This is a genomic window from Acinetobacter sp. AOR34_HL, assembly GCF_027854795.1.
Taxonomy (GTDB): Bacteria; Pseudomonadota; Gammaproteobacteria; order Pseudomonadales; family Moraxellaceae; genus Acinetobacter; species Acinetobacter junii.
The window spans coordinates 1-17,910 of the sequence record NZ_JAKTID010000029.1; the positions used below are offsets into that span (position 1 = coordinate 1).

The 17,910-nt window shown below is 39.6% G+C and carries 14 protein-coding genes; 5 read left to right on the forward strand and 9 right to left on the reverse strand.

What is annotated here, in order from left to right; all coding sequences use genetic code 11:
* Positions 1-219 precede the first annotated feature (219 nt).
* Together MKL32_RS04155 and MKL32_RS04160 are read left to right on the forward strand one after the other, a co-directional pair.
* On the forward strand, positions 220-954 hold the full coding sequence (locus tag MKL32_RS04155) for a Bax inhibitor-1/YccA family protein (protein WP_130575902.1): 735 nt from the start codon (positions 220-222) through the stop codon (positions 952-954).
* 141 nt (positions 955-1,095) lie between these two features.
* A complete protein-coding gene (locus MKL32_RS04160; protein ID WP_004955561.1) occupies positions 1,096-1,899 on the forward strand; it encodes an enoyl-ACP reductase FabI in 804 nt (267 codons plus the stop codon).
* A gap of 114 nt (positions 1,900-2,013) precedes the next feature.
* Here the strand turns inward: MKL32_RS04160 and MKL32_RS04165 are convergent, their stop codons facing one another.
* The 9 genes from MKL32_RS04165 to MKL32_RS04205 all read right to left on the reverse strand — a co-directional run bounded on the left by MKL32_RS04165 (position 2,014) and on the right by MKL32_RS04205 (position 13,602).
* A complete protein-coding gene (locus MKL32_RS04165; RefSeq protein WP_270900251.1) occupies positions 2,014-2,670 on the reverse strand; it encodes a GIY-YIG nuclease family protein in 657 nt (218 codons plus the stop codon).
* 235 nt (positions 2,671-2,905) lie between these two features.
* On the reverse strand, positions 2,906-4,306 hold the full coding sequence (locus MKL32_RS04170) for an efflux transporter outer membrane subunit (RefSeq protein ID WP_270900252.1): 1,401 nt from the start codon (positions 4,304-4,306) through the stop codon (positions 2,906-2,908).
* Positions 4,307-4,317: 11 nt separating this feature from the next.
* Positions 4,318-6,309 carry a MacB family efflux pump subunit gene (locus MKL32_RS04175; protein ID WP_004960923.1) on the reverse strand — a complete coding sequence of 664 codons (1,992 nt, stop codon included), beginning with the start codon at positions 6,307-6,309 and terminating at the stop codon, positions 4,318-4,320.
* Between the two features lies 1 nt (position 6,310).
* Positions 6,311-7,639, reverse strand: coding sequence for an efflux RND transporter periplasmic adaptor subunit (locus MKL32_RS04180; protein ID WP_270900253.1), 1,329 nt, complete (start codon positions 7,637-7,639; stop codon positions 6,311-6,313).
* Positions 7,640-7,748: 109 nt separating this feature from the next.
* Positions 7,749-8,579, reverse strand: coding sequence for an SIR2 family NAD-dependent protein deacylase (locus MKL32_RS04185; protein WP_042893141.1), 831 nt, complete (start codon positions 8,577-8,579; stop codon positions 7,749-7,751).
* A 24-nt stretch (positions 8,580-8,603) separates the two neighbouring features.
* Complete coding sequence (gene holA / locus MKL32_RS04190; protein ID WP_004906556.1) at positions 8,604-9,599, reverse strand: DNA polymerase III subunit delta; 996 nt, start codon at positions 9,597-9,599, stop codon at positions 8,604-8,606.
* Positions 9,600-9,608: 9 nt separating this feature from the next.
* Complete coding sequence (locus MKL32_RS04195) at positions 9,609-10,118, reverse strand: LPS-assembly lipoprotein LptE (RefSeq protein WP_004906557.1); 510 nt, start codon at positions 10,116-10,118, stop codon at positions 9,609-9,611.
* 158 nt (positions 10,119-10,276) lie between these two features.
* On the reverse strand, positions 10,277-12,901 hold the full coding sequence (gene leuS / locus MKL32_RS04200; RefSeq protein WP_168154686.1) for a leucine--tRNA ligase: 2,625 nt from the start codon (positions 12,899-12,901) through the stop codon (positions 10,277-10,279).
* Between the two features lie 326 nt (positions 12,902-13,227).
* Positions 13,228-13,602, reverse strand: a complete 375-nt coding sequence (locus tag MKL32_RS04205; protein WP_212387427.1) for a DUF4124 domain-containing protein — start codon at positions 13,600-13,602, stop codon at positions 13,228-13,230.
* 506 nt (positions 13,603-14,108) lie between these two features.
* Between MKL32_RS04205 and MKL32_RS04210 the strand changes: the two genes are divergently transcribed.
* The 3 genes from MKL32_RS04210 (at position 14,109) to ilvC (ending at position 17,444) form a co-directional block, all read left to right on the forward strand.
* The gene (locus tag MKL32_RS04210; RefSeq protein ID WP_004906563.1) at positions 14,109-15,836 is read left to right on the forward strand and encodes an acetolactate synthase 3 large subunit; all 1,728 of its coding nucleotides are present in this window, start codon (positions 14,109-14,111) and stop codon (positions 15,834-15,836) included.
* On the forward strand, positions 15,833-16,324 hold the full coding sequence (gene ilvN / locus MKL32_RS04215; RefSeq protein ID WP_004760770.1) for an acetolactate synthase small subunit: 492 nt from the start codon (positions 15,833-15,835) through the stop codon (positions 16,322-16,324). Before MKL32_RS04210 ends, ilvN begins: the two co-directional genes overlap by 4 nt.
* Positions 16,325-16,427: 103 nt before the next feature.
* On the forward strand, positions 16,428-17,444 hold the full coding sequence (gene ilvC, locus MKL32_RS04220; protein WP_004906565.1) for a ketol-acid reductoisomerase: 1,017 nt from the start codon (positions 16,428-16,430) through the stop codon (positions 17,442-17,444).
* Positions 17,445-17,910 lie beyond the last annotated feature (466 nt).

Sequence of the window (17,910 nt, forward strand, 5' to 3'; positions counted from 1 at the left end):
ACGGTATTCTGATGTGACAAAACCTGAGTCCTTTATAGTTAAAGTGTTTGTTTGCACTCATATTTTAACTATTTAGACTCAGGTTTTTTTATTTAGAGCAAACTATGGGACAGCAGTGGCTTCGGCTCCTTTTTTTAATGAATGTAAAAAAATATTGGGCAGAATAAAGAAATCGCTTAAACTTGTGCTTTTATTGCTAACTATAAAAAGAGCGTATACATGCAAAGTAATAATCCAATTTTAACTCGTGTTGAAACCTATAGTGACTTGGCTGAATCCATGACCATTCAAGGAGCGATTCAAAAATCGGTTCTTTTGACTGTGATCGCAGCGGTTCTCGGAATGGCTCTATTTTTCTATTGTGCATTCACAGCAAATCTTTCGATTGCATATGCAGCGGCAATCGTCGGGGCAATTGGCAGTTTTGTTCTAGCTTTGATTACAACATTTAAATCCAATACAGCACCTGCTTTAGCAATTCCTTATGCTTTATTTGAAGGTGCATTTTTAGGTGGTATTTCTTTTATTTTCCAACTGAAATTTCCAGGTGTTCCGTTACAAGCTTTACTTGCAACATTTGTGACCACATTAGTTCTATTTGGTTTATATAAATTCCAAATCATTCGTGCAACTGAGAAATTCAAAGCAGTGGTGATCTCAGCATCTATTGCAATAGCTTTGGTATTTGTCGTTCAGATCATCATGAGTTTGGCATTTAGTTCAAGTATTCCTTATATCTTTGAAAGTAACTGGTTAGGTATCGGTTTTGCAGCTTTTGTTGCGGTAATTGCTTCACTGAACTTAATTTTAGATTTTGATTTAATTGAAAGTGCAGCAGCACAACGTGCTCCGAAAGCATTTGAATGGTTGTGTGCAATTGCACTGTTAGCAACTTTGGTATGGATGTATTACTCATTTATGCGTTTGTTGAGTCTGATCCAAGGTGATGACTAACGAATTATTATCTTAAAAAGAAAATCGCCTTCATCTGAGGGCGATTTTTTTATGCAAGTTTGTAAAAAAGATGGATTATGCAATTCCGAAAAATAAGGAATGTTGGCATGATGTGGTGAAAATTTTTCGAGTGAGAATAAGATGTCACAAGGACTTTTAGCTGGTAAACGTTTTTTAATCGCTGGTATTGCAAGCAAATTATCAATTGCATACGGTATCGCTGCTGCATTACATCGTGAAGGTGCGGAGCTTGCGTTTACTTATCCAAATGAAAAGTTGAAAAAACGTGTTGATGATTTTGCAGCACAGTTTGGTTCAAGCTTAGTTTTCCCTTGTGATGTAGCTGTTGATGCAGAAATTGATGGTGCATTTGCTGAGTTAGCAAAACATTGGGACGGTTTAGATGGTGTTGTGCATTCAATTGGTTTTGCACCAGCACATACATTAGATGGTGACTTCACAGATGTGACAGATCGTGATGGTTTCAAAATCGCACATGACATTAGCGCGTATAGCTTTGTTGCGATGGCGCGTGCTGCAAAACCTTTATTACAAGCACGTCAGGGTTGTTTATTGACTTTGACTTATCAAGGTTCTGAGCGTGTGATGCCAAACTATAACGTGATGGGGATGGCTAAAGCATCTTTAGAAGCGGGTGTTCGTTATTTAGCGCTAAGCTTGGGTAAAGAGGGGATTCGTGTGAATGCGATCTCTGCGGGTCCAATCCGTACATTGGCTGCATCTGGTATCAAATCATTCCGTAAAATGTTAGATGCCAATGAAAAAATTGCTCCATTACAACGTAATGTAACCATTGAAGAAGTGGGGAATGCAGCATTATTCCTTTGTTCACCGTGGGCTTCAGGTATTACGGGTGAAATCCTTTATGTTGATGGTGGTTTCAATACTGTAGGTATGAGCCAGTCAATGATGGATGATGAATAATTAGATAGATCTAAATTATTAGATAAAGCCGCTTTATTGCGGCTTTATTTTTAGTAGTAGACTTAGGTTTCAAATATAATGCTTGGAGATATGTTGGGGCTGCTTCTGTAGACATTATCCTTGAATGACTTGTGTTTTTAGAATTTCGGTATGTAAGGACACAACCTTTTCAATAAATGGAAGACATTTATCAATAAAAAATTCTCTAGCTCTATTAATTCTATATGGATCAAGTAATTTATGGAGTGCTTGTTCGAGTTCAGCATAATTTTGTACATCATAAGTCTTCAATGCACGAAATTTAGTAGGTACGCCAGTTGTATATAGTTGTTGTATTCTCTGAGCTACATCGCCAGTGGTTATACCTATTTTAACTATTTCATGACCATTTTCAGTGAATAGATTTGTCCCTAACACATAAACAGTGCCAACCCCTTTTTCTAAACGAGAAAGGTCTTCATTCTCTATAGTCTCTTCTATTATTTTGGAGTCATAATCATAATGAGTATATGATGAAGATTCTAAAAAAAGAGTCATTGGTTTTGTAGATCTATCTGAGAAAATATCAGAAGCTTGACGAGTTGCTATATAAATTTCTGCTAGTAAGGCATGATCTAAATTATTGTAATGACCTTTTTCAACGTTTCGTTTATGTGCTTCAGTTCCGTAATAGTTGGGATACTTAGTTTTTAGATAATCACGTATTTGCTGTGGAGTCATACCATTAGGGTGATTTTCTAATATTGTACGGATTAGGTCTATAAATTTCATTTGTTATCAATCCTTCCCAATTATCAATTTGTTATGTTTAGATAAAATTATATGACCATATATGCTATACACTCAAAAATAATATAGATAGTTGTATTTTCTTTTTTATTTCGATCAACATATAAAACAGCAAGATTTGCGTCAATGCATAGATTTGATGGATAAAATCAAAAGTTCTCAGCCCATTCAAAATGAGTTGAGAACTTTAAGAAAGTAAACAATATCAACTCGTGTGTTATTGCTCAGGTAGTTCTTTCACAGGACTTCCACCTAGTGCTTGCATCAAAGTCACATAGGCATTGTATTGACTCTGCTTGGTTTCAACTAAGCTGAGTCGCGCATTGCGTGTGGTCTCTTGAGCATCAAGTAAATTCTTTAAGGCAATTGCACCATTTCGATAACGCACTTCGGTAAGTCGCTCAGTTTTATTAGCTAACTCGACATTACGTTGCTGTAACTGTACTTGCTGATTCAGTTGTGTTCGATTCGACAATGCATTTTCTACATCAGCGAAAGCTTGGTATAGCGTTTGGCGATATTGAATAATCGCTTTTTCATATTCCAGATCACTAATCGCAATATCTTTCTTCATATCATTATATTGAAGAAAGGGTAGGCTTAAACTCGCACCTAAAGTGAGTGCAGGATTCTTCAAAAGTTGTGTCAGCGATGTACTCGAAGCACCTAAATTACCTGTGAGATTAATCGAAGGGTAGTAGCTGGCTTTGGTTGCATCTTTATTCGATAGCGTTTTACGTAGACGTAATTCTGAAGCTTGTAAATCTGGGCGACGCGACAAAATATCCGCAGGTAGCCCCACAGCGATATTCGGCAGAGCATTTCTTGGAAGCTGTTTCGGTTCTTGAATATTCAGTTGCTGTACAGGCATATGTAGCAATACTGCAATGGCTGTACGTGTTTCTACACGTTGTTGTTCAATCTGACTCAAACTGGCTTTTTGGCTTTGAACCGATTGTTCTGCTTGAGTTAAATCTAAACCTGAAACCGCACCTGCTTTGTATTGTGATTGCACTAATTCATAAATTTTCTGTGTAGAAGCTAAATTCTGTTGGATGGTGTTATATCGCTCATTTAAATAACCCAATTGCCAATATAGTTTGGCTGTGGTGGCAACTAAACTTTGCGCGGTTGCTTGTAAGTCCTGTGCGCTTGCAAGAGCTTCCCAACGACTCGCTTCAGTTTGATTGGCAAGTTTACCAAATAAATCTAACTCATAACTGACACCCACACTGGTCGATAAACCACGATCAGTACCATTTCCTGAGCTTAGATCATAGTTATGACCTGTTGACACACTTGAACTGGTACGGATGCCTTGTTGGTTTTCAGCTAAGCCAGCTTGTAAGCGAGCTTGTTTCAGTGTGATACCAGCAACTATAAGATCACTGTTTTTAGCGAGAACTTGTTCAACCAACTGATTGAGCTGAGCATCATTAAAGAGTGTCCACCATTGATCGCTCAGATTTACATTTTTGTTCTTTTGCACATCATATTGGAACTGTTGAGGAACCTGTACCGATGGCGAGTTGTATGGTGTTTTAACAACAGCAGAACAGCCAGCTAAAGAACCTGTGAGTGCCAGTGCTAATCCTAATTTTTTAAAATGAAAAGACATACTCAAATTCCTTATTCTCTTGCTAGTGCTGCAACTGGATCGAGTTGCGCCGCATTTCGTGCTGGTAAGAAACCAAAAACGATACCAATCAGACTAGAACATACAAATGCTGCAACAATAGATGTCGTTGAATAGCTCATCTCAATAATGCCTTTGGCAAAGTGTCCGATAATTTGTCCAATCCCAAGTGAAAGCAATACACCTAGCACGCCCCCCAGTAAGCAGACCAAAATCGCTTCGATCAAGAACTGCTGCAAAATATCACTTTGTCGAGCACCCACCGCCATTCGGACACCAATTTCTTGGGTACGTTCGGTGACTGAAACCAACATAATATTCATGACCCCAATACCACCCACGACCAGTGAAATGACAGCAATTGCTGAAATTAACAATGTCATTGTCGCTGTGGTTTGCTCGATCGTTTCACGAATACTATCGGAGTTTTGGGTAAACACATCTTGAGCACCATGACGTTGTTCAAGTAAGGTTAGGATTGCATTTTCAGCAGCACTACTTGGGTATTCATCCTTGATGCGTACGATGATGCTACGCACATTAGACTGACCAAGCATTCGACTCATTACCGTTGAATAGGGAAGATATACATTCAAGCTGTCGGAACTACCCATGAAACCTTGTTGCGCATCAATGACACCAATTACTCGACTCGGTACACTGCCCAATAAGATCACTTGACCGACTGGATTAGTACCATCAGAGAAAAAGGTTTTCTCGGTATTCGTATCAATGACCACATCCTGTGCGCGTTGGGTCACACTGCCTTTATCAAAAGGTTGCCCCGATTTAAAAGTCATACCGCGCACATAGAAGAAATCCGAACTTACACCATTGACGGTTGCAGATGCTTCAGTTTCTTTAAAACGTAAGGTCACACTTGTATTAACAGAAGGACTGACTCCATCAACATAAGGTTGTTCTGAAAGTGCATCTGCGTCCGCAGGTACAAGTGTTTTGGTTTGTGAGGCTCGTGAGTTGTCACCAAATCCTCGTCCTTGGTACACAGTAATGGTATTCGTACCGAGACTACTAATATTTTCAAGAATTTGCTTCTGAGACCCATTACCCAATGCAACCACTGAAACTACAGATGCAATTCCGATAATAATCCCGAGCATGGTCAAAAAGGTACGCATTCGATGGGCATTCATCGCTAGCAATGCCATACGGAACGCTTCACCTAAGCGATCAAAGAAAGATCGCCAAGCTGAGGTTTTCTTTTGCGGTGAGCGTTGTAGTGTCTGACGTTCTACATCAGGATCATCATTTTCAGGTGTATTAGCGCGATCTGAAATAATATTGCCATCACTGATTTCAATAATACGGGTCGCGTTTTTTGCTACATTGAGATCATGTGTAACTAAGATGATGGTATGACCTTTAGCATTGAGTTCACGCAAAATACGCATGACTTCAATACCGCTATTCTTATCCAATGCTCCTGTTGGCTCATCGGCAAGAATCACGTCACCGCCGTTCATTAATGCACGTGCGATCGAAACGCGTTGCTGTTGACCACCTGAAAGTTGACTTGGACGATGATGTAGACGCTCCTCTAAGCCAAGTTCAGAGAGCAATTCAGCCGAACGTTCCTGACGAAGATGACTATCGACACCTGCATAAATTGCAGGGACTTCAACGTTACCAGATGCACTCAAATCACCGAGTAAGTGATAACGCTGGAAAATAAAACCAAAATATTCTCGGCGTAATTGGGCAAGTTCATCAGGTTCAAGTTGACGTGTTTCACGTCCGTTGACCAAATAACTGCCTGAACTAGGTTTGTCTAAGCACCCTAAAATATTCATGAGTGTGGATTTACCTGATCCAGATTGCCCAACAATGGCAACCAATTCACCCGCATAAATTTTTAAATCAATGCCTTTGAGGATTTGGACTGTACCTTCACCTGCAGGGAATTCCCGAGTCAGGTTGCTGACTTCAAGTAGCGGCTGTGACGAATGCGTTTGATTTTGAGTCATATTACATTCTCATTGCACGTTGGTTACTGCGTTTTGCTGCTTCATTTGAGTTGTCGGAAGCATCTGCAATCACAACTTGGTCACCTTGTTTGAGTCCTTTCAATACTTGCGCCGTTACACGGTTATTGAGTCCGATCAACACTTGCTGTGGTTGAGCGCTACCATCAGCCTGTAAAACACGAACCATTCCTGTTGATGCTTTTCCTTGAGCAATTAGATTCTGTTCTTCAGCTGTTAACTCCAAACGTTTTGGACGCTGAACTTCTTTATTGGTATTACCCTCGGTTTTATCGGTTGAGGTTTTAGCAGTATTTTTTGTATTAGATCGTTTTGCTTGAATCGCAGCTGCTGGGATTGTTAATGTATTTTTTGCTTCTGCTAACACAATATAGACTTGAGCAGTCATATCAATGCGCAGTTTGCCATCTTCATTAGGTACGTCAAAAAGTGCGTTGTAATAGACCGCAGAGCTTGATGAAGAAGAGTTCGTGCTCGTAGTTTCAGTATTGATTGAATCTGGAGCGGGCTCTACTTGACGCAAAGTCGCATAATGTTTTTTCTCGCTATTTCCTAAGGTGGTGAAATAAACGGTTTGACCTTTCTCAACTTTCATCACATCTGCTTCTGAAATCTGAGCTTTAATGGTCATCGTGTCGAGAGTTGCAAGTTTTACAATGGTTGGAGCCGTTTGATTCGCATTTACCGTTTGACCTTCTTCAGTCACGATTGCCACGATAGTTCCATTCATAGGTGCAACAATACGGGTATATCCGAGGTCTTCTTTCGCTGTTGCCAGAGTTAAGCGAGATTGTTCAATTTGAGCATTAATCGCAGCTATTTGTGCCTGAGCTGTTTTGTAATTTGCTAGTGCTGTTTCAAGCTCTGCACGTGATGTTGCATCTTGGCTATACATCGCTTGTTGGCGTTTGTATTCAGCTTCAACTTTTGCCAAATTTGCTTGTTGAACGGCAAGCTGGGCTTGTTGATTTTTAATACTTGCTTCAGCCGTTTTTAAATCATTTTCTTGACGAATCGAATCAATCTGAGCAATCAACTGACCATGTTTAACTTGATCACCCAATTGCACGTACATTTTTTTCACTTGACCTGAAACCTGTGCACCGACACTCACCATTTTGGTGGCTTCCAATACACCTGTGGCTAAAACAGAATCTTCAATATCACCACGCGAAACTTCAGCACTAATATATTGTGGAACTTCAGCTTTAGGTTTAAAGAACATCCAACCTAGTGCTGCTATGATCAATACACCGAGAGCGATCAATATTATTTTGCGAGGTTGAATTTTTTTAGAGCTTGTTTTTGGCATGGTCACGAGGTCAAAATGAAGAAAATAAACTTAGTATAAAAGTGAAATAAGGATAAAGCGTGGATATTTTTAATTTAGAATGAGAATTATTTACTATTTGGCTGTGATGCTATGTCGTGGAAATGTCATATATTATTTGAATACCATGTGTAGCACTCATGGCAAGAGCGATTCCACCTGTTTTGGGTAAAGCATAATCACGAGGATTAATACGAATCAGAGAGGGCGCAAATCGTTCACTGAAATAGCGTACTGTTGGAATAGCTGTACCTGCACCAATCTCTATAACAAGTGGTTGTTTATATTGATTTATAAAGGATTCTAAAAGATTTCGTTGCTGTGTTTGTCGCTGAGCAATCCACTCGTAGTCATCAAACATTAAGATATTAGGACGTGCCAAACCGCCACAATGTTTACAGTGAGGGAGGTCATCTAACCATTGGCAATTTAGATGGTCGATTTCAGGCGAGATGTCATCTGCTGACCAAATTTCTGAAGTACAACTAGCTAAGCATTGTAAATGATGAATTGAACCATGACATTCATAAATCTGCTTTGGACTAAAGCCTGCCTTTTGAAATTGCCCGTCGACGTTAGAAGTGAATATAAAATAAGGTAGTGCTAATTTCTCTGCCAATTGATTGAGTAATTCAAAACCTATATGGGGTTGAGTCTTACGATAGAGTGCTAAACGATGTCCGTAAAAGCCCCAAGCTAAACGTGGATGGCGATGAAAAGCGGATGGATTGGCGATTTCTGTAAAATCAATTCGTTGTTTGCCTAGTTCAGGATAGGCTTGCCACATACCGTGATTACCACGAAAATCAGGTAGCCCAGAGTCAACACCCATGCCAGCACCTGCGCTGATAATAAGAGCATCAGCACGCGAAAGTATATCTTTGATTTGTTCTTTCTGGATTGTGGTTAAATCCAATGACATAAAGTCATCCTTTTTTATTTATCTTTAAGAAAAGCTTGGAAATAAAGTTGTACCACACAGTTCACTGATTGCTTGAAGCATCAGATGTTCTGAGTTTTCTTTAGACATTCCTTTAATTGCAGCATCTATTGCTAATAAAAGTTCAGGCCATTTTAAAAACTGTCGAGGGTTTAAGCGGCGTAATGCTTGCTGATAAAGCGAAACTTTAGTTTTCCAAATCCCTAGTTGCAATGCATTCTGTGGCTGCTCAAAAAGTTGCATGAGTAGACGCATTTCTTTGCTGAGTGTCCATAAGATCAAACTATCTGGTTCGCCAGCAGCAAGAAGATACTGATAGATTTTAACGGATTGAGCTAAATTTCCTGTTAATAATGCATCACTTAAATCATAGGTGGTATAGCGTGATTGATCTTGTAAACACGCATAGAGTTGTTCAATCTGGATTTGTTTGATATCGGGAAAGGTATCTGCAACACGCATCAAACTGTTTTTGGCTGCCAGTAGGTTATGTTCATGATGCTGCATCAGCCATTGCCATGCATCATTATTCAATTGGATTCCGAGCTTGTCGGCTTCAATACTTAATATTCTTTGTCGGTCTTGCGGATAGGTTGCCGTTAAGGGAACTACAACACCATTTGCTTCAACCACCTGAAAGAAAGCGGACTTTAAACTACTGCTATCTTGTTTCGGTAATACGATAAGCAATAAGTTATGTTCATTGTGGTGAATATAACTTTTGAGCTGTTTTAGCCCATTGGCATCGGGTTTGATGTTGCCATGGACTTCAATTGCGAGTTGTTGAGAAAATAATGACAGGCTATTCAATGCATTAAAGACATTTTTCCAGTCATTCACACTGCTAATATCATAGCGTTGACGTTCAACTTCTTGTTGTTGCCACGCTTTACGAAATGTATCGAGTAGATTTTGTTCTAGCAAAGGCTCTTGCCCATGGATGATCCATGCACCACGGGCTTCATTTACACGTTTTAAAGCTTGAACATAATCTAATTTCATAAACTGCGATTACGACTGTGCTTTCGGTAAACGATTTGCTGCAATTTGACGTGTAATCTGTTGAGCCACATCATCAATTACAATCTTATTTAAATAAGCTTCTTGTTGATTGTCTGTATTGACCGTTGCGACATCATATTGATAACTACGTGATGCAGTTAATGTGCGAGGTTCAGTAATTTTATTGCCTTGACGATCTTCAATTTGGAAAGTCACTGTTAGACGAAGCAAGACCTCAGTTAATTTTCCATTCAATAATTGACGGCGAGGCGTGTAGTCTAAAATGCGCAGTACATAAGCATCATTCGCATTACTCAGTTGTACACCTGTTGCACTCAAGTAAATGCTCAGACGATTTTCAAGCTCATCGGTATTGTCAGGTAAAACAAGATTTAATTTGTTATATACCAAAGGCGTTGCCGTTGGATTACTTCCTTTCAAATGGAAACCGCAACTGGCTAAGCCTGCACTTAGGCCTAATGTTAAAACAATCGCAGCGAAACGTTGAGCTATATGCATGCTTTGTCCTTATAATCTTCCAGCAAATATGGAAGATTTAATCTTGATAATTTGACCACATTTTAGAATCAAAGCCCGTTGAATGACAGCGGGCTTTGATGAGGTTTTGTTTCGATAAAGTTCACTCTCTCACTAGGAGAGGGAGTTTAAACAGAAAATTAAACCACTAAATTCACAAGTTTATTTGGTACAACAATTTCTTTCTTGGTCGGTCCAGTTAAGAATTGTTGAACTTCTGGTAAAGCTTTTGCTAAAGCCAATAAATCATCTTTTGAAATATCGACAGCGACATCTAACTTACCACGGAGCTTACCATTCACTTGTACAACAATCGTTTGTGTATTACGTGTTAATGCTGATTCATCCACTTGCGGGAAGGCAGCAGCTGTTAAGTCGATACCAAACTGAGTCAATAAAGTTTGACTGAGATGCGGTGCAAATGGAGCAAGCAAGGTTAATAATGTAGTAATTGCTTCGCGTGCTACAGCAGCATCATTATCATCTTTTGCTTCAAACTTGTTAGTTGCATTCAGCAACTCCATCAATGCTGCAATCGCAGTATTGAATGCATGGCGACGTTCGATGTCATCACCCACTTTTTGGATGGTTTCATGCGTTTTACGACGTAGATCTTGCGCATCTTTAGACAAGTTCGCAGTATCAATCGTCGTTGTTTGATTCCCCGTTTCCAAGAAACCAGCAGCTAAGCGCCATACGCGTTTTAAGAAGCGGTTCGCACCTTCGACACCTGCATCTGACCATTCTAAAGATTGATCTGGTGGTGCAGCAAACATCATGAATACACGTGCTGTATCTGCACCGTACTGATCAATAATTGCTTGTGGGTCGATCCCGTTGTTTTTCGACTTAGACATTTTCTCTTGTCCGCCGATGATAACTTCTTGACCATCACCTGAGTATTTTGCAGAAAGAATACGACCTTTCTCATCACGTTCTAATTCGATGTCAGCAGGATTAAACCAAGTCTTCTTACCATTTTCAGCTTCACGATAGAAGGTATCAGCTAACACCATGCCTTGAGTAAGCAAGTTGGTAAATGGTTCGTTACCTTGTACTACACCTTCATCACGCATTAATTTGTGGAAGAAGCGTGCATAAAGTAAATGGAGAATTGCATGCTCAACACCACCGATGTATTGGTTTACAGGAAGCCAGTTTTGAGCAGCTTCTGGTTTTACCATACCACCTGTAAAGTCAGGAGATGCATAGCGCGCATAGTACCAAGATGATTCTACGAAAGTATCCAAGGTATCTGTTTCACGGCGTGCATCGCCACCACAGCAAGGACATTTGGTCTCATAGAATTCAGGCATTTTATTTAATGGGTTACCAGAACCATCTGGAACCACATCAGTTGGTAATACCACTGGCAATTGATCTTCTGGCACTGGGACTTGACCACAAGTGTTACAGTTAATCATTGGAATTGGACAACCCCAGTAACGTTGACGAGATACACCCCAGTCACGTAAACGGAATTGAACCTTAGCATTTGCTAAATTCTGTGGTTCTAATTTCGCAAGGAAAGCATCAAATGCAGCTTGGAAATCTAAACCGTCGAACTCGCCTGAATTTACGAGTTTACCTTCTTTAGAGCCATACCATTCTTGCCATTCAGTTGCAGAGTAGTCTGCATCATCAGTACCTTTGGCATCAATCACTTGTTTGATTGGCAAATTAAACTTGTTGGCAAATTCAAAATCACGTTCGTCGTGTGCTGGCACAGCCATCACAGCACCTGAACCGTATGACATTAATACGTAGTTTGCGATCCAGACAGGAAGCTCATCACCAGTTACAGGATGTTTTACGAATAAACCTGTTGCCATGCCTTTCTTTTCGGCAGTCGCTAAATCAGCTTCAGCCACTGATCCCATGCGACATTCTTCGATAAATGCAGCCAATTCAGGATTGTTTTCTGCTGCTTTAAGCGCAAGAGGGTGCTCTGCTGCAACAGCAACATAAGTCACACCCATTAAGGTATCAGCACGCGTTGTGTAAACGGTTAAGCCATCAGCATAAATTTCTGTATTTGCAGATGGGAAAGTAATTTCCATTCCCGTAGAGCGGCCGATCCAATTGCGTTGCATGGTCAACACTTGTTGTGGCCAACCATCTTGCAAGGTGTCTAAATCATCTAATAATTCTTGTGCATAGTCTGTGATGCGGAAGTAATACATTGGAATATCACGTTTTTCTACCAATGCACCAGAACGCCATCCACGACCATTTTCAACTTGTTCGTTTGCTAAAACAGTTTGGTCAACTGGGTCCCAGTTTACTGTTGAGAGCTTACGATAAATCAAACCCTTTTTATAAAGCTGAACAAATAACCATTGTTCCCAGTGATAGTATTCTGGTGTACAGGTTGCAAATTCACGATCCCAGTCCACAGACAAACCCAATTTTTTTAATTGGTCACGCATATATGCGATATTTTCAAATGTCCATTTTGCTGGTGCAACTTGATGAGCGATCGCTGCATTTTCAGCAGGTAAACCAAACGCATCCCAACCCATTGGTTGTAATACCGTTTCGCCTTTTAGACGGTAAAAACGGCTGATCACGTCACCAATGGTGTAGTTACGCACATGCCCCATATGCAGTTTGCCACTTGGGTAAGGGAACATCGACAGGATATAGCGATGTTTGCCCTCTACAGTGTCTGCAACTTTAAAAACTTTGCGATTGTCCCAGTCTTGTTGAACTTGAGGCTCAATGGCACTTGCTTGATATTCGGAGTCAATGTGAGAAGTCGTCATAGGGATATGCGATACAACAAAAATTAAAGTTAAGATTGCCGCACAGCATAGCGCAAAATAGGGGCGAATGTCAGTTTTTAGAGCAAGATTTTATCTTCTGGATATTGAGTATCAGTGGTTCTATTTCAGTGCTTTTATCGATTTGATGTTCTTGAGTTGGTTAATTTCTCCGTGTTCTGTTGATCAGCTACTTCACTTTTTCGTTTGGTTTACTAAATATTACTATGATTAGATGAAAGATGTTTTTCATGGGGAAATAAGATTAGTCGTTTTATAGACGAATTAAGGTGATGTCTTATTTCATCACCTTAATCGAATTTTATTATTTAAAGTTTTGGCTGAACTTTTACACCTGAATTCGAAGATACATTTGGTGCTTCTACTGTTGGAACAGGCTTAGAATTATCGGTAGGCATATTCGTAGTCGATGAATTGTTTTGTTGATTTATATCGCTTTGTGGCGTTTGAGTTGCTTGTGTTGTTGTACTAGTTGGATTGCTGGAACTGTAGTTGTGGCTACCATAGGTTGTGACTTTATCTAAACGTTTTGCACCTTTTGGAGGTGGAGTGGCTGTGTAATGAGTGGAGCCACTAGCGTCGACCCATTTGTAATATTGCTGTGCATGGTTTTGACTAGAACTTAGAAGCATAACTGTCGCTGCTAAAGCGTATAAGCTTGTTTTTAAATGATTTGATGTCATATTTGATCTCCCCAAGAGAATTTTGTCTACATTCGATCAAAGTGCTTTTATGCGTGAATAACAATGCCTATTTTTACTGAAAAAGAAAATAGTTATTTGATAAATGGAGTGGTACTACATTCAAAAAATGCGTGAATAGTGCTTAAAAAAGCAACAGCTAAAAAATATTCTTAAAAAACCTTTTCTTTGTTATTGACTTTGTATATGAAAGCAACAAAAATGCATGCTTTAGTTTTATATGCGTTTATTTGATCACCCTTCGGATAAATGTCATGGCTTGCAATGGACATTCTTTCTAGCCGAGAGAATGATTTTTTGAAATATGTTTATCCCAACATATTTTGATTCGAGATGTAATAACAGCTTATACGGCTGATGAGTCAGAAAATTTTTCCTATTGCAGCAAAAACGAGTAGAATACGCACACTTATAAAAAGTGCATAAAGTTAATGAATGAACACAGTTTATGTCTCCCATAAATTGTGCAAACACTAGGGTGAATCACGTTGGAACTTTTATCTGGTGGTGAAATGCTCGTTCGTGCGCTTGCGGACGAAGGCGTAGAGCATGTTTTTGGTTATCCAGGCGGCGCAGTTTTACATATCTATGACGCGCTATTTCAACAAGACAAAATTAATCATTACCTTGTACGTCATGAGCAAGCTGCTGGTCATATGGCAGATGCATACTCACGCGTAACGGGTAAAACAGGTGTAGTGCTCGTCACTTCAGGACCTGGTGCAACAAACACAGTTACTCCAATTGCAACGGCATATATGGACTCAATCCCAATGGTGATTTTGTCTGGTCAAGTTGCGACTCATTTAATTGGAGAAGATGCATTCCAAGAAACAGATATGGTTGGTATTTCTCGTCCAATCGTAAAACATAGTTTCCAAGTGCGTCATGCTAGTGAAATTCCAGCAATTATCAAAAAAGCATTCTATATCGCTTCATCTGGTCGTCCAGGTCCAGTTGTGGTTGATATTCCTAAAGATGCGACTAACCCAGCAGAGAAATTTGCTTACGAATATCCAGAAAAAGTGAAAATGCGCTCTTATCAACCGCCTTCACGTGGACATTCAGGTCAGATTCGTAAAGCAATTGATGAATTAATTACTGCTAAACGCCCAGTTATTTATACTGGTGGTGGTGTTGTTCAAGGTAATGCTTCTGAATTATTAACAGAACTTGCGCATTTACTTGGCTACCCAGTAACAAATACTTTAATGGGTTTAGGTGCTTTCCCTGGCGATGATCCACAATTTGTGGGTATGTTGGGTATGCATGGAACTTATGAAGCAAATATGACGATGCACAATGCAGATGTCATTTTGGCAATTGGTGCGCGTTTTGATGACCGTGTAACCAACAACCCAGCTAAGTTCTGTCAAAATGCTAAAGTCATTCATATTGATATTGACCCAGCAACAATTTCGAAGACGATTATGGCGCATATCCCGATTGTGGGTGCTGTTGAGCCTGTCCTTCAAGAAATGTTGGCTCAGTTGAAACAAATGAATGTGTCAAAGCCAAACCCAGAAGCTATTGCTGAATGGTGGTCACAAATCAATGAGTGGCGCAAAGTCCACGGTTTGAAATATGAAACACCAACTGATGGTTCAATGAAACCACAGCAAGTGGTTAAAGCTTTGTGCAAAGTTACAAATGGTGAAGCGATTATCACGTCTGACGTGGGTCAACATCAAATGTTTGGTGCTTTGTATTATACATATAAGCGTCCACGTCAATGGATCAACTCTGGTGGTCTAGGTACCATGGGTGTTGGTTTACCATATGCGATGGCAGCTAAACTTGCTTTCCCAGATCAGCAAGTGGTTTGTATTACTGGTGAAGCATCGATTCAGATGTGTATCCAAGAGTTATCAACATGTAAGCAGTATGGCTTAAATGTGAAAATTCTTTGCTTAAATAACCAAGCTCTAGGCATGGTTAAACAATGGCAAGATATGAACTATGAAGGACGTCATTCAAGTTCATACGTTGACTCATTACCTGACTTTGCCAAGTTAATGGAAGCTTACGGTCACGTTGGTATTCAAATTGACCACGCAGATGAGCTTGAATCTAAGCTTGCAGAAGCGATGGCGATTAATGATAAATGTGTGTTCATTAATGTCATGGTTGACCGTACCGAGCATGTTTATCCAATGCTTATTGCAGGCCAGTCGATGAAAGATATGTGGTTAGGTAAAGGGGAGCGCACGGCATGAGACACATTATCTCTGTACTTGTAGAAAATGAAGCAGGTGCGCTTTCTCGTTTGGTCGGTTTATTCTCTCAACGTGGTTACAACATCGAGACTTTAAACGTTGCTCCAACTGAAGATGAAACTTTATCTCGTTTGACGCTGACAACTTATGGTGATGATCACAAAATCGAGCAGATCACAAAACAACTGAATAAATTAGTTGAAGTGGTTAAGGTGGTTGATTTGTCAGAAGGTGCACATATTGAGCGCGAGCTTATGTTGATTAAAGTGAAAGCTTTAGGTGCAGCTCGTGCGGAAATTAAGCGTACAGCTGATATTTTCCGTGCTCAAATCGTTGATGTAACACCGACGACTTATACGATTCAAATTGCTGGTACGACTGATAAGATCGATGGTTTTATTGATGCACTTGCTGAGAATACAATTTTAGAAGTTGTACGTTCTGGTGTGTCAGGCATCGCACGTGGTGAAAAAGTTTTAAGTATTTAACGCTTCCCCAGTTCTGCATATAGAAATGGAAGAATTGGGAAGTTTCAAAGGATCTATCCTTGTATAACAAGGGAAATGACAAAAATTTTAGCGGAGAAAACAGATGCAAATTTTTTACGATAAAGACTGTGACTTATCAATCATCCAAGGCAAGAAAGTTGCAATTATTGGTTATGGTTCACAAGGTCATGCTCACGCACTTAACTTGAAAGACTCTGGCGTAGACGTAACTGTTGGTTTACGTGCTGGTTCAGCATCTTGGAAAAAAGCTGAAAATTCAGGTCTTAAAGTTTCTGAAGTGCCAGCAGCTGTTGCTCAAGCTGACTTAGTTATGATCTTGACTCCAGATGAGTTCCAAGCTCAACTTTATCGTGATGTAATTGAACCAAACATCAAAGAAGGTGCAACTTTAGCATTTGCTCATGGTTTCTCTGTTCTTTATAACCAAGTTGTTCCACGTAAAGATTTAGACGTAATCATGGTTGCTCCAAAAGCACCTGGTCACACTGTACGTTCAGAATTCCAACGTGGTTCAGGTGTTCCTGATCTTATCGCGATTCACCAAGATGCTTCTGGTAATGCTCGTAATGTTGCACTTTCTTATGCTTCAGGCGTAGGTGGTGGTCGTACAGGTATCATCGAAACTTCATTCCGTGAAGAAACTGAAACTGATTTATTCGGTGAACAAGCAGTTCTTTGTGGTGGTGCTGTTGAATTGGTTAAAATGGGCTTCGAAACTTTAGTTGAAGCTGGTTATGCACCAGAAATGGCTTACTTCGAATGCTTGCATGAGCTTAAATTGATCGTTGATTTGATGTTCGAAGGCGGTATCGCTGACATGAACTATTCAGTATCTAACAATGCTGAATACGGTGAATACGTAACTGGTGTTGAAGTAATCAACGAACAGTCACGTGAAGCAATGCGTAATGCATTGAAACGTATCCAATCTGGTGAATATGCGAAAATGTTCATCCAAGAAGGTGCGTTGAACTACCCATCTATGACTGCTCGTCGTCGTCAAAATGCAGCACATGGTATTGAAGTAACGGGTGCTAAATTACGTGCGATGATGCCTTGGATTCAAGCGAACAAAATCGTTGATAAAGAGAAAAACTAATTTTTTAGTTTAATCTTTGAAGAGCCCTTGTTTATACAAGGGCTTTTTTATTGCATCACTTAAAGTGCTGTATCTTGTGATGATAGCCTAATCTTGCAGTTTAGGTCGTTGAGTTAATTCTCGCGGCTCGTATGGAAGTAAGCAGAATTTTTAAGATGTTACTGAGAGTATAAAAAATAAATTACCTGATAAGGAGTGTAGTCACTTATTTGCTTTCAGTATAAAAAACTTCATATTCTTAGTCTTTTTTAATAACAGAGTTATAACAAACAGCATGATAAAAAGGCATACTATATATATGTTTAAAGCATTTATTAAAGGTGAGTGTGTCTTTTATAATTGTTGATTGTTTTTTAAATTGAATGTACGACGGTTCAGCTTTTAGTATCTTATAATCAAAAAATTAACATCAAAATGTTTAGTTCAAATTTAATCTGAAATATGGTTTGAAAATTGCAGTAAAAAA

Coding starts and splice junctions, on each gene's coding strand:
- MKL32_RS04155 (WP_130575902.1), top strand. CDS start 220: ATGCAAAGTAATAATCCAATTTTAACTCGTGTTGAAACCTATAGTGAC.
- MKL32_RS04160 (WP_004955561.1), top strand. CDS start 1,096: ATGTCACAAGGACTTTTAGCTGGTAAACGTTTTTTAATCGCTGGTATT.
- MKL32_RS04165 (WP_270900251.1), bottom strand. CDS start 2,670: ATGAAATTTATAGACCTAATCCGTACAATATTAGAAAATCACCCTAAT.
- MKL32_RS04170 (WP_270900252.1), bottom strand. CDS start 4,306: ATGTCTTTTCATTTTAAAAAATTAGGATTAGCACTGGCACTCACAGGT.
- MKL32_RS04175 (WP_004960923.1), bottom strand. CDS start 6,309: ATGACTCAAAATCAAACGCATTCGTCACAGCCGCTACTTGAAGTCAGC.
- MKL32_RS04180 (WP_270900253.1), bottom strand. CDS start 7,639: ATGCCAAAAACAAGCTCTAAAAAAATTCAACCTCGCAAAATAATATTG.
- MKL32_RS04185 (WP_042893141.1), bottom strand. CDS start 8,579: ATGTCATTGGATTTAACCACAATCCAGAAAGAACAAATCAAAGATATA.
- holA (WP_004906556.1), bottom strand. CDS start 9,599: ATGAAATTAGATTATGTTCAAGCTTTAAAACGTGTAAATGAAGCCCGT.
- MKL32_RS04195 (WP_004906557.1), bottom strand. CDS start 10,118: ATGCATATAGCTCAACGTTTCGCTGCGATTGTTTTAACATTAGGCCTA.
- leuS (WP_168154686.1), bottom strand. CDS start 12,901: ATGACGACTTCTCACATTGACTCCGAATATCAAGCAAGTGCCATTGAG.
- MKL32_RS04205 (WP_212387427.1), bottom strand. CDS start 13,602: ATGACATCAAATCATTTAAAAACAAGCTTATACGCTTTAGCAGCGACA.
- ilvN (WP_004760770.1), top strand. CDS start 15,833: ATGAGACACATTATCTCTGTACTTGTAGAAAATGAAGCAGGTGCGCTT.
- ilvC (WP_004906565.1), top strand. CDS start 16,428: ATGCAAATTTTTTACGATAAAGACTGTGACTTATCAATCATCCAAGGC.